Raw genomic sequence first — 11,868 nt, forward strand, 5'->3', positions numbered from 1 at the left:
GTAGAGGCGCAAAATTATTGCGCCTCTATCAAAATATTACTATTGAATCGGTTCTGGTGTTTCCTCTTCGAATAACGGTAACTCCTTGATAATGTTGTACCACGATATAATTTTTTTCATATCAGAAGCATAAACTCTTGACTCGTCATGTCCGGGGGCTACTTCGCGGAAAAATTCACGTAAAGCTTGTCCATTTTTGATATCTGGTGTATGGCTTCCTTTTTCTTTAATAGCTTCAAACACATCGATTAGACGTATTTCTTCTTCTTCACCATAAATGGTGATGTCTTCTAGGGTAGCCATTTTAGTCGTAGATAGATTGACCGTGGATTTTGTTTTTTTATCATCCAAGGTTTCTAATATAAATCCACTTTTACTCTGTCCAATTAATTTAAAAAGGCCAGGTTTTCCGGTAACTGATACTAAAGCTCTTAAATTCATATATCTTTAGGTTTTACTCTTCAATAATTTCAATTCCTAAGATGCGATCTCCTTGACGGATGTCATCCACGACATCTACATTCTCAATAACTTTACCGAAGCAGGTATGGTTTCGATCTAAATGTGCTGTGTTGTTGCGGCTGTGGCAGATAAAAAATTGTGAACCACCGGTATTTCTCCCAGCATGCGCCATAGAGAGCACACCTCTGTCATGATATTGGTTTTCTCCAGTTAATTCGCAATCGATTTTGTAACCTGGACCTCCGGTACCGGGCACGCCTGTTGCACCGTCGCGTGTATTGGGGCAACCACCCTGGATAACGAAATCAGGAATGACACGATGGAATGCTAAGCCGTCGTAATAACCAGATTTTGCCAGTTTGATAAAGTTGGCCACCGTATTTGGAGCGTCTTCCGCATAGAACTGCACGGTCATATCGCCTTTTTCCGTCTTGATAATTGCTTTACTCATGTCTTGATATTTATATAGATTGCAAAGATAAAGTTTCTCTACGAAATGCGAGGCTTGAATCGGTTAAGAATTGTTAATGCGTTTTGTATTAGTAGATTTGTTTTTACTAAAAAGAATAGTAACTTTAGTGCACCATTATATACTTGTTGTCATGGAAAAACTAATCATTCGGGAATGGTCAGCAGCTGACCGTCCAAGAGAAAAGCTATTGGAACAAGGTCGAAGGGCCTTGACAGATGCAGAGTTGATGGCTATCCTTATTGGTTCCGGTTCAAGCAAGGAAACTGCGGTTGAACTGTGTCGTAGGATATTATCCGATGCTCAAAATAATTTAAGTAATATTTCGAGGTTAGAAGTACCTGATCTATGTCGTTATCGTGGTATCGGAGAAGCAAAGGCCTTAAGTATTATTGCCGCTTTAGAATTGGGGCGCCGTAGAAAAGAGATGGAACCCGACGCGATCTCCGTCTTGAATAGCAGCAAGAAAGTCTACGACTATTTTAGATCTTATATACAAGACTTGGTGCATGAGGAATTTTGGGTGCTCTACCTAAATACCGGTTGTAGATTGGTGGATAAGAAAATAATAGGTCGAGGAGGCAATGATTCGACGCCTGTGGATATACGGGTTATTCTCCGATATGCATTGCAAGTACAAGCTGGCTCTCTTGTTTTGATTCATAATCACCCATCAGGCACGCTGCGGCCTAGTAATGCGGATAAATTAATTACAAAAAGAATTGTTACGGCCGCCGAGCTGATGGATATAAGGGTGAATGACCACATTATCTTCACGGATATTTCTTATTTCAGCTTCCGTGATGAGGGATTGTTGTAAGAAGTGATGGGCTAAAATAGTCCAAACATTTCTGCTTCCACCTTTTCGATAATTTTACCAAGGTCTTCCGGTTTATTGGCGAAGTCTAGATTGTCTTTGTCTAAAACCAATAGTTTTCCGTCGGTATAATTGCCGATCCATTTTTCGTATTTTTCATTGAGTTTAGATAGATAGTCTAAACGAATGGCCGACTCGTAATCACGTCCTCTTTTTTGGATGTTATTTACTAATGTAGGTACAGAAGCACGTAAGTATATTAAGAGATCCGGCGCTTTGATATAGTGAACAATGCTTTGAAAAATATTGCTGTAATTCTCAAAATCACGAGCACTCATGAGCCCCATGTCATATAGGTTCTCCGCGAAAATATAAGCGTCCTCATAGATTGTCCGGTCTTGAACCATATTTATGCCCCGATTCTGAAGGTCTACAATATGTCTAAAACGCGTGTTGAGAAAGAATATTTGCAGATTAAATGCCCATCGCTTCATATCGCTGTAAAAGTCTTCTAGATAAGGATTGTCTTCTACGGCTTCATACTGCGCCTCAAAATTAAGATGACGAGCTAACAACGCTGTTAGAGTCGTTTTCCCTGCTCCGATATTTCCTACAATTGCTATATGCATGGTCTAATATAACTTCTTGATTCCTATTATTTCACGTACTTCTTTGATCGTCCTACATGCACTCTCCCGCGCTTTTTCTGCTCCCATGTGGATAACTTTTCTGACATATGCATCATCGTTGGAAATGGCTTGTATACGTGACCGAACGGGCTCAGTCGCCAAGATCATATCCTCGGCAAGCTGCTTTTTAAAGTCACCATAACGGATTTCACAGTTGTTATATAGCTCTTCGAAATGTTGCAGGGTGTCTTGTGTAGAAACGACCTTCATTAAATCAAATAGATTCTTTATGGGCTCCGGCTTTGCTTGATTCATTTCTGTTGGACCAGCGTCCGATACCGCGCGCATTACCTTTTTACGGATGACCTCTGGTGCATCGCTCAAATATATACAACTCGCCTCACTATTGGACTTACCCATTTTTCCGTTACCATCCAGCCCTGGAATTTTGACCAGTTTATCGCTATAAGAGAACGCAAACGCTTCCTTAAAGTAGTCTACATTGTATAGCCTGTTAAACCGATTTCCAAAAGTTCGCGTCATTTCTAAATGCTGTTCCTGGTCTTTCCCAACGGGAACCTTTGTGCCGTGATGAATCAAGATGTCGCATGCCATCAGTACCGGATATGTTAATAGGCCTGCGTTAACATTGTCCGGATTAGCGCGGACCTTATCTTTGAAAGCCGTTGCGCGCTCTAATTCGCCTAGATAGGCATTCATATTCATGTAAAGGTAGAGCTCCGCTACTTCGGGAACATCCGACTGTACATATATAGTCGACTGTTCGGGATCAATGCCTGCCGCTAGGTATTCTACCACAACTTCCCTTACTGTTCGATTTAAATGCTCTGGAGTGGGATGTGTGGTTAGGGAATGCAGATCCGCTATAAAGAAAAAGCAATTGTATTCATGTTGCATTTTGACAAAGTTGCTCAATGCCCCATAATAGTTGCCTAAATGTAATTTCCCGGTACTTCTGATACCGCTAACGACAGTTTCTTTCATGTCGCGAATTTACGGATTAATTGCTAATTAAAGACAAGCTCACTATATTAGTTTCATAAATGGAGGTTATGAGGTTAAGACTAATTTCGATAGGATCTTTTATGGTGGTATCTCTCTTGAGCTCAGCTTTTGCGCAAACAAAAGCTTGGGGGTTCAACGATGAGCTATGTACGTACAAGGGATATTACGATAGCAAAAAATATACGGACGTACAGCTCGCTGATACGTATAAACTTTTTCGTACTAGCCACTACGTTCATGATGAGGGGACGTTGGAAGAGCTGACTGTCCGATATGACAGCGTGATACGATCTGTTGAAAATTTGAAAATCGTCCAAGTGTCTTATTTTCAACGTTTAAAAAAAGACGTGTTACGTTATTTACTAGAGACGGCAGACTTAAAAAAAACACAAAAAAAAGCGAAAGAAAAACCACAACTTTTAATTGCTGCTGTAAAAGAAGGTACGCGGGCGAGGGAATATGCCGAAGCACTTCACCAAGGCGGAGATCGTTTGCTGGAGGCCTATGAGCAGGTGACAAAGGAGCAAATGAAAAATAATAGTACGCCTGCCTACCTATGGCATAACTATGAAAACACCATGAAACGTGCGGATAGGTTAGATCGTGCTTTCGACTACGTATTGGTATACGGCTGGTGGAATAGTGCGAACCATCTGGTCCACCATATTAACTATGACGGAACACAAATGGAACAGTTTCAAAAACTGTTTGTTAAGGTAGATATCGTGGATTGTGATGAACCTTAAAGTCTTTTATTACGATAATTTTTTTGCTTCGTTCCAATAAACGTCCATTTCGGCTAATGTCATTTCTTTGAGGCTTTGTCCGTTTTCGGCCGCTCGCTTTTCCAAATGGCGGAATCGTTGCATAAATTTTTTATTGGTACGTTCTAAGGCATTTTCAGGATTGATGCCCAGATGCCGAGCATAATTAATTAGGGAAAATAGCAGATCACCAAATTCTGCTTCTGCTTTCTCTTGATCGACAGACTCTCCATCTGTGAGGTTAAATTCGTGCTTAAATTCTGCCAGTTCTTCCTCTACCTTTCCCCAAACCTCCGTTTTATTATCCCAATCAAAACCGACCCCTCGCACTTTATCTTGAATACGATAGGCCTTGACGAGGGCAGGCAATCCTTTTGGTACACCAGATAAAACAGATTTGTTCCCCTCTTTTAATTTGATAGACTCCCAGTTGCTTTTTACATCTTCCTCATTTGCAACCTTTGTATCTGCATAGATGTGTGGATGTCGTATAATCAACTTATCACAAATCGCATTTAATACGTCTACCACATTAAATTGTTGTTGTTCATCGGCAATCTTGGTGTAGAAAAGAAGATGTAGCATAACATCGCCAAGCTCTTTTTTTATCTCATTATAGTCTTTTTCTAGAATCGCATCCGTGAGCTCATAGAGCTCTTCAATGGTGAGATGTCTCAAGGATTCCATGGTTTGTTTTCGATCCCACGGACAGGCGATACGGAGCGTATCCAGGATGGTGATCAACCTTTCCAATGCTTTTCCAGGAGTGTATTGAGGCTCGGGTATAGGGTGTGCCATAATTTTTCGCTTCAAAGATGTCCAAAGCTAGAAAAAAAATGCGAAAACAGAACTGCCGTTTGATGTGTTATCCTATTAAATAAAACAAACTTTAGATATTATGGATACGAAACACGATTATGAAACCACGGATGTAGCGCTGGCTAAATTAAAAGATATGGGATACACCATCGATTTTAATGTCGAATTTGATGAGATATTGAATGACGCAGAAAATTATCAGATAGATCATCTTTATCGCTATGAAGGACCTTCCAATCCAGATGATGAATCCACAGTATATGGTATTTCAAATAATATCAGTGGTAAAAAAGGAGTGTTTGTTGCTGGAAATCTATCTTTAATAGAAGGTAAGAAACGGGATATTATACTGGCCTTGGAAATAAAATACAAAAATCCGGCGTAAGGTGCGAAGAACTTTAGTGATAGCACGCTAGGTAATCACAAATTATGAGATTGTATTTTCTAAAAATTATGTTATTTTAGGGGATGCAGTTGATTCCCTATTTGAAGACCGCGTTTGGTTTGACAGATGACCTGTTAGTATACTTGGAACAGGTATCTGTCACTAAAACCTATGAAAAAAAAGCCGTTATTTTAGATGCAGGGCATTATTCGCAGAATGTGTTCTTCATTGAGCAGGGACTTGTGCGGATGTTTTATTATAAACTAGATAAGGACATCACACATTATTTTTTTTCAGAACAAACCTTTGCAGCGGGTACAGAAAGCGTGTTCTATCATAAAAAGTCAATGTATGGTATAGAGGCACTCGAGCCTTCAACCATTACCTTGATCCCGTTTGATGCGATATCGAAACTTGCATCCCGTTCCATAGCCATGAACAGACTTATACAAACCATACTGTTGCAAGCATTGATAGGGTTTTCCACGCGGCTACAGAGCTTGCAATTTGAAACGGCACAAGAACGCTATCAAAAATTAATGGAGCAGCATCCAAATATACTTCTGCGAGCACCATTAGGAGATATTGCGTCCTATTTAGGCATTTCTCAACAGACGCTTAGCGTCATTAGAGCACAGCGTTAATTCAATAAATCGATACAAGACCTCCTTTTTTAAGATATCTTAAAAAAAGCAAGCTATATAAAGCAGATATTTGTTGCGATAAATAAAACAAGTTATGGTAAAGAAATGGGGATGGATCTTAATGATGTTTAGCATTGCTTTTCAACAAACGGGGCGGGCACAATCCATTATAGATCCAAAAGTAAAAGAAGTTATACAGCAATCGTTTCAGGCTAACCACGATCTGAAACTCAAAAACTACGAAGTAGATAAAGCGAACCTAGAAGCGGAGGGCGTGAAAGCGAATAAACTGCCCCATGTATCAGCGACAGGCTTGTATGGTTTTATGTACAACAATGGGAGTCTTGATATTCCTACACTCAATCTGCCGGTATTGAATCTAGGACTATTTGACGGTGCGACAGATTTTACCCTTAGATCACAAGCTGTATATGCGGGTGTATCTGTAAGACAAGTTATTTTTTCAGGATTGCAGATACTCAATGGCGAACGTGCCCTCCAAGAAAAGGCGCGAGCACAAGGTTATCTGGCCGAAGCGGGAAAAGAGGGAATGGCAAAGGAGATCGCGTCTACGTTCGATCAGCTGATGTTGTTGAACGAGGTTGATAAACTGATTCTAGATTCCGAACGGAGGTTGAAAAAGGAACAGGAAAAAGTGAATAAGGCCATCGAAAATGGATTGGCTATACCATATGATCGGGATAAACTTAAACTTGCTCTGTTGGAATTGGAAGAAAAAAAGGTGGAGTTAGCTGGAAATCGTGCGTTACTGGTCAAAAAAATACAACAGGAAACGAGTTTATCGGCATCAGCAGTAGAAGAGGTATTGTATAATCTTTCGCCCATCTATTTATCGGATGTACCCACGGGAGTGGAAGAGCGTTCTGAATTAAAAGCGTTGGATGCGTCATCTAAAGCTTATGAATATCTGTATAAAAAAGAAAAAGGGGCGTCACTGCCGACGGTTTTTGCTTTCGGCTCAGCGAGCTATTTGAATCTTCATAACACGAATTTAACCATTAAAGACAAACCCGTCGTAGGTGATCTCGACCTTTCTACCAACTATCTAAAAGGTAGGCCTAACTTTATGGTTGGCGTCGGGGTGAGATGGGATATCTTTAACGGTGGGGAACACCGAAATAAAGTAAAGCAAGTACAATTAGATCAAGCCATCAATGAAACGAAGTTTCTTGACGCAACGGAAAAATTAAATCTGTTGCTGGATAAAAACAAAGTCAGTTATACCACCGCAAATCAGAAATTAAAAGTAGGTGACCAACAGGTAAAAGTTGCCCAAAATAATTTGCAGATGGCTTCGAAGCAGTATGAAGCTGGCTTGATTGACGTAACGGAACTGTTGGCAACCGAAAATGAGTGGTATAAAGTCAATCTTAATTTTTACAGCCATGTTTTGCAGCAACGTGCAGTGGCATTGGAATTATTACATACATCAGGAAAACTATTACAAACCATATACGAATAGAAATGAAACAGTTGTATCTTATACCCTTGGTTTTCTTATTTTTTGCTTGCAAAAATGAAGTTCGGGAGAAGCCTTTGGAAGGAAAAGTTGAACGTGAACAAATAACGGTTGTGACAAAAGTCCCCGGAAAGGTGGCGGAAATACGTGTTCAAGAAGGAGAGTTTGTACATGCAGGAGATACGTTAGTGATATTGGATATCCCCGAAGTAGATGCAAAAGCAGAGCAGGCACAAGGAGCTCTACAATCTGCCGAAGCACAATATAATATGGCGACAAAAGGTGCTACACGCGGGCAATTGGTACAATTGCAGGCTAAGGTAGACGGATTAAAAGAGCAATATGAATTCGCCGAGAAATCTATCAATCGCTTGAAAAACTTATTGCGTGACAGTTTAGTGTCGCAGCAACAATATGATGAAACGTACGCCAAATATCAAGGAGCGAAAAATCAATACCTCGCTGCGCAAGCGGAAATGGAAGAGGCACGGAATGGTGCTCGTTACGAGCAGCAAATCATGGCGTTAGGACAAAAAGAGCGTGCTTTAGGGGCAGTAGCGGAGGTTAAGGTAGCCGCACGGGAGAAATACCTTATCGCACCGCAGGATATGAGTGTGGAAACTGTTAATTTAAACGTAGGGGAACTCGCCACCGCTGGATATGCTATTATCAATGGTTACATTAACAATGCGACTTATTTCCGGTTTACTGTTCCTGAAAATAGAGTAGGTAAATTAAATAGAGGAAGTGACGTTGTTCTGCGTGTCCCTTATTTGGATAACAAGGAAATCAAAGGTAGGGTAGTAGCGATGAAAGCATTGAGCTCGTATGCGAATATTTCTACGGCTTATCCGGACTATGATAACCAATTGACGGTATTTGAGGTTAAAGTAGTGCCTCAAGATCATGCAGAGGTAAGTGATTTGTTAACAAAGACGCTGGTTGTTCTTCAAGCACCATAGAAAGGATTAGAACGTGAAAAAATTTATCGAACTCATTCAACGCGAGTTTAAGCTCTTTTTCAACAATAGTGTGCTGATGATGCTCTTTATCGGCGCACCGATTCTCTATGGTGTATTGATAGGGCATGTGTATCAACAAGGGAAAGTAACGGAAATGCCGATTATTGTTGTGGACGAAGACAATAGTCCGATGAGTGCCACTTTTGTCGACATGATGAACGACAACGAAAGCATCAAGGTGGTGCGTATGCTGCCATCACTGTTTGATTCAAAGGAGATTGCTATTGAACATGATGCAACGGTTATTGTGCATATCCCTAAGGGCTTTGCCGCAGGTGTCCAACAAAAGCGGGTTCCGGCAGTGACCATTTTTGTGGATGGTTCCAATACCTTGACTTCCAATACAGCTGCCATGGCTGTGAATGTTTGCGCCATGACACTCAAAGCCGGCGTACAAATAGAAACGCAGATGAAACAAGGCGTTCCTGCCAAGATTGCAGCCGAACAATACGAACCTTTCAAAACGACCATGGTCAGGCAGAATATCCGAAGCGGTAACTATCTGTATTTTATGCTGCCAGGTGTGCTGATTATCGTATTGCAACAGGTGCTCCTTTTGGGATTGGCGTTATCTTTTTCTTCCGAATTTGAGAACGGCACCTTTGTAGAATTGGCGGAGAAAATACGGAACCCCGTAGGGCTTATCTTTGTCAAGATTACGCCTTATATCCTCATGTCCATTGGTATATTGATATTGTATTGGGGGTTTGGAAAATGGTATGAAATGCCATTACATGCTGATTTTTGGTGGTTTGTGTTGTGTACATTCGTGTTTATGTTGGCCGTATGCTTTATCGGTGTTTTGGTAAGTATCGTTTTGCCGTCACAATTGAAAGCAACGGAAATATTGATGGTTATCGCAACACCTGCATTTATTTTAAGTGGTTTCACCTGGCCGTCTAGTTTGATGCCGGCTTGGGTACAGCTTATTGCGGATGTCATTCCGTCTACCCACTACTTACGCATTTTTAGGGTTATGTTTATTCAGCACGGAGAAAATTATCATACCTATAGCGATTTAATCGCCATGGCCATTATTGCTGCGGTGTGTTTTATTATTGCCACAGTAGTGCTAGCCGTGAAGATACGGAAAGTGACTCGTCGCTAAATCCCCATTTCCTCTAAAATGAATTGCGCATTGTCGATTTTGTCGGCTATCCATAATACATAACGGATATCCACACCGATGGAGCGGCTATAATCTTCGCTCCAGGCAAAATCGTTTATGGTTGCATCGTAAGCACGGTCAAAATTAACACCGATGAGTTCACCATGTGCATTCATAATCGGCGAACCAGAATTTCCACCGGTTGTATCCATATTGTAGAGGATATTGACCGGAACATCGTTAAGATCTTTCTTTACATATGCGCCGAAGTTTTTTTCCAACCATGCCGCTTTAATACTTTCTGGATATTCATATTCTGATAATCCCGAATTTCCTTTTTCTATAAGCCCTTTTATCGTTGTAAACGGACTCATATACGTGGCATCGGCAGGACTGTAACCTTTGATGTTTCCGAAAGTGAGGCGTAGCGTGGAATTCGCATCTGGAATAAAGTTTTTTGCTTGATATTGCTCCTTTACGGCCACGTAATCTCCCATAAGGCGATTTAAAACACCCTCACGACGTTTTTGCTCTGTATTGAATACCTCGCGCTCAGTATCCAGTTCTTTTAGGATCGTCAATAGATCATCGTTATAGTTCTTTAACGACTGGATATCTTTTAATATCGTGTTGTAGAGTGTTTCCTTGCTGTTAAGTTTGGACTTGTCTAAAGCCGCTACTATATAATCTCCCGCTTCCTCTTTATTGGTGAAGTTTTTCTTGACGAAGTAATCAAGTTGGTTGGATCCATCTAATTGATAGGCGTCCTCAAACATACGGCGTCCAATATTTTTGTCGACCGTAAGATGATAGCTACCATAGATGTTATCTATATATTCCCGCAATTGATTAATGTTAAGCGCGAATACCTCTTCTTGTGTGTTGAGTCCATTTTGCTTGAGTATAGCTTTTTTAAAATCGTTTATTGTATAAGCTACCCGAAGCAGAGATATACTGTTATAAATGTTATTGAACCAAAGCTCTTTTGGAGCAACCTTAAAAACAGCTTGGTAATGCTTATCAATGTCGGCCATCAGTGTGCCGTATTTAGCTTGGAGATCGGGTTTGCTTGCAATGAATTTTGTTAGTGCTTCATCTTCTTCTCGTTTGTCGCCAACCAAATTCAAATTCTGAAGCCCTTTCAATTTACCGCGATAGTTTTTCATGACGTTCGCGTTTCGCTTGATACGTGTTGCCAGCGCCAATGCTGTTTTTGGATCTTCTTTCCCTACTGCAACCATTTGTTGATTTTGAAAATCATAAAGTTCCGATGTATATGGCAGTAAATATTTTTGTTGGTATTCAATATATTGAGCCGGGCGGTGCCTAAATGTACGACCGGGATAACCTAAGATAAAAACGAAATCATTTTCGTTGACACCTTTTGGATTCACTTTAAGGTGTTTTTTTGGTTGGTAGGGTACGTTCTCCTTTGCGTATTTCGCCGACGATCCGTCTGGTGCTACGTAAGCACGTAAAAAAGAAAAGTCTCCCGTATGTCGCGGCCAAACCCAATTGTCTGTTTCACCTCCGAATTCACCGATATCTTGCCGAGGGACATAAACTAGACGTACATCTTCGATTGTCTTGTAACGGAAAAGTACGTAGCTTTTGCCGATGAACATCTCGGAGACTTCCGCTTTAATGGTTGGATTGTCCGTCTCTGCTCTTTTTGCAATTTCAGACCGCTTTTTACTGATCATATTGATGCGTTCTGCTGGATCGCTAATAGAAGCTACCGCGCTTAAAATCTCTTCTGATACATCTTCGTAAGATTCTGTAATGCGAATGGTTAAACCTTGCGCTTCAATCTCCTGTTCGTAAGCATGCGCAACAAAGCCATTTTTTAAGTAATTAAACTCGGGTGAACTCGCTAACTGCACAGCACTAAATGCACAATGGTGGTTCGTAATGATAAGGCCGGTAGGAGATACGAAAGAACCCGAACAACCACTTACCTGTACTAATGCATCTACCAATCCAATTTGTCCGGGATTATAGATGTCTTTCTCCGCTATTTTTAACCCTGCCTTTTTTAATCCTGCGCGGCTAAGCTCACTAAGGGGAAACATTCCTTCGTCGGGAATGGATGCCGAAAAATTAAATACGCTGGCTCCCAATAAAAAGGCACATAACAGGCTTCCTTTTGCTTTTAGTTTGATCATAAACTTCCAAATTTTAGCATTCTCTCCAAAGTTAAGAAACATTTCCGACTAGGGATAGACGGCAGAGGGTATTCTTTA

13 protein-coding genes are annotated in these 11,868 nt (G+C 40.8%); 7 read left to right on the top strand and 6 right to left on the bottom strand.

What is annotated here, in order from left to right; translation table 11 throughout:
- Positions 1-39: 39 nt before the first annotated feature.
- Together C5749_RS00775 and C5749_RS00780 are read right to left on the bottom strand one after the other, a co-directional pair.
- A complete protein-coding gene (locus C5749_RS00775; protein WP_105722109.1) occupies positions 40-441 on the bottom strand; it encodes a DUF5606 family protein in 402 nt (133 codons plus the stop codon).
- 13 nt (positions 442-454) lie between these two features.
- On the bottom strand, positions 455-913 hold the full coding sequence (locus C5749_RS00780) for a peptidylprolyl isomerase (protein WP_105722111.1): 459 nt from the start codon (positions 911-913) through the stop codon (positions 455-457).
- 151 nt (positions 914-1,064) lie between these two features.
- Between C5749_RS00780 and radC the strand changes: the two genes are divergently transcribed.
- Entirely contained in the window at positions 1,065-1,751 is a 687-nt protein-coding gene (gene radC, locus C5749_RS00785; RefSeq protein ID WP_105725079.1) for a RadC family protein, read from the top strand.
- 11 nt (positions 1,752-1,762) lie between these two features.
- On the opposite strand, the gene C5749_RS00790 is transcribed toward radC, so the two are convergent.
- Together C5749_RS00790 and trpS are read right to left on the bottom strand one after the other, a co-directional pair.
- Positions 1,763-2,377 carry a deoxynucleoside kinase gene (locus C5749_RS00790; protein ID WP_105722113.1) on the bottom strand — a complete coding sequence of 205 codons (615 nt, stop codon included), beginning with the start codon at positions 2,375-2,377 and terminating at the stop codon, positions 1,763-1,765.
- 3 nt (positions 2,378-2,380) lie between these two features.
- Positions 2,381-3,382 (bottom strand): tryptophan--tRNA ligase, encoded by a 1,002-nt coding sequence (trpS, locus tag C5749_RS00795; RefSeq protein WP_105722115.1) that lies wholly within the window; start codon positions 3,380-3,382, stop codon positions 2,381-2,383.
- Positions 3,383-3,450: 68 nt separating this feature from the next.
- Here trpS and C5749_RS00800 point away from each other — a divergent pair, with 68 nt between their 5' ends.
- Positions 3,451-4,149, top strand: coding sequence for a hypothetical protein (locus C5749_RS00800; protein ID WP_146113642.1), 699 nt, complete (start codon positions 3,451-3,453; stop codon positions 4,147-4,149).
- Between the two features lie 9 nt (positions 4,150-4,158).
- Here the strand turns inward: C5749_RS00800 and mazG are convergent, their stop codons facing one another.
- Positions 4,159-4,965: a nucleoside triphosphate pyrophosphohydrolase gene (mazG, locus tag C5749_RS00805; RefSeq protein WP_105722119.1), complete on the bottom strand. Its 807-nt coding sequence runs from the start codon at positions 4,963-4,965 to the stop codon at positions 4,159-4,161.
- A 100-nt stretch (positions 4,966-5,065) separates the two neighbouring features.
- Between mazG and C5749_RS00810 the strand changes: the two genes are divergently transcribed.
- From C5749_RS00810 to C5749_RS00830, 5 genes are all read left to right on the top strand, one after another.
- On the top strand, positions 5,066-5,371 hold the full coding sequence (locus C5749_RS00810; protein ID WP_105722121.1) for a hypothetical protein: 306 nt from the start codon (positions 5,066-5,068) through the stop codon (positions 5,369-5,371).
- Between the two features lie 83 nt (positions 5,372-5,454).
- A complete protein-coding gene (locus C5749_RS00815) occupies positions 5,455-6,015 on the top strand; it encodes a Crp/Fnr family transcriptional regulator (protein WP_105722123.1) in 561 nt (186 codons plus the stop codon).
- Positions 6,016-6,109: 94 nt separating this feature from the next.
- A complete protein-coding gene (locus C5749_RS00820) occupies positions 6,110-7,498 on the top strand; it encodes a TolC family protein (protein ID WP_245893579.1) in 1,389 nt (462 codons plus the stop codon).
- A gap of 2 nt (positions 7,499-7,500) precedes the next feature.
- The gene (locus tag C5749_RS00825) at positions 7,501-8,457 is read left to right on the top strand and encodes an HlyD family secretion protein (RefSeq protein ID WP_105722125.1); all 957 of its coding nucleotides are present in this window, start codon (positions 7,501-7,503) and stop codon (positions 8,455-8,457) included.
- 13 nt (positions 8,458-8,470) lie between these two features.
- Positions 8,471-9,625, top strand: a complete 1,155-nt coding sequence (locus C5749_RS00830) for an ABC transporter permease (protein WP_105722127.1) — start codon at positions 8,471-8,473, stop codon at positions 9,623-9,625.
- On the opposite strand, the gene C5749_RS00835 is transcribed toward C5749_RS00830, so the two are convergent.
- On the bottom strand, positions 9,622-11,790 hold the full coding sequence (locus C5749_RS00835) for a S46 family peptidase (RefSeq protein ID WP_105722129.1): 2,169 nt from the start codon (positions 11,788-11,790) through the stop codon (positions 9,622-9,624). The two genes, C5749_RS00830 and C5749_RS00835, sit on opposite strands and share 4 nt — an antisense overlap.
- Positions 11,791-11,868: the final 78 nt, after the last annotated feature.

It is taken from the genome of Sphingobacterium gobiense (assembly GCF_002980575.1).
Lineage (GTDB): Bacteria > Bacteroidota > Bacteroidia > Sphingobacteriales > Sphingobacteriaceae > Sphingobacterium > Sphingobacterium gobiense.

Excerpts from the sequence above, each read along its gene's own strand:
- C5749_RS00775 (WP_105722109.1), bottom strand. The coding sequence starts at position 441 with ATGAATTTAAGAGCTTTAGTATCAGTTACCGGAAAACCTGGCCTTTTT.
- C5749_RS00780 (WP_105722111.1), bottom strand. The coding sequence starts at position 913 with ATGAGTAAAGCAATTATCAAGACGGAAAAAGGCGATATGACCGTGCAG.
- radC (WP_105725079.1), top strand. The coding sequence starts at position 1,065 with ATGGAAAAACTAATCATTCGGGAATGGTCAGCAGCTGACCGTCCAAGA.
- C5749_RS00790 (WP_105722113.1), bottom strand. The coding sequence starts at position 2,377 with ATGCATATAGCAATTGTAGGAAATATCGGAGCAGGGAAAACGACTCTA.
- trpS (WP_105722115.1), bottom strand. The coding sequence starts at position 3,382 with ATGAAAGAAACTGTCGTTAGCGGTATCAGAAGTACCGGGAAATTACAT.
- C5749_RS00800 (WP_146113642.1), top strand. The coding sequence starts at position 3,451 with ATGAGGTTAAGACTAATTTCGATAGGATCTTTTATGGTGGTATCTCTC.
- mazG (WP_105722119.1), bottom strand. The coding sequence starts at position 4,965 with ATGGCACACCCTATACCCGAGCCTCAATACACTCCTGGAAAAGCATTG.
- C5749_RS00810 (WP_105722121.1), top strand. The coding sequence starts at position 5,066 with ATGGATACGAAACACGATTATGAAACCACGGATGTAGCGCTGGCTAAA.
- C5749_RS00815 (WP_105722123.1), top strand. The coding sequence starts at position 5,455 with ATGCAGTTGATTCCCTATTTGAAGACCGCGTTTGGTTTGACAGATGAC.
- C5749_RS00820 (WP_245893579.1), top strand. The coding sequence starts at position 6,110 with ATGGTAAAGAAATGGGGATGGATCTTAATGATGTTTAGCATTGCTTTT.
- C5749_RS00825 (WP_105722125.1), top strand. The coding sequence starts at position 7,501 with ATGAAACAGTTGTATCTTATACCCTTGGTTTTCTTATTTTTTGCTTGC.
- C5749_RS00835 (WP_105722129.1), bottom strand. The coding sequence starts at position 11,790 with ATGATCAAACTAAAAGCAAAAGGAAGCCTGTTATGTGCCTTTTTATTG.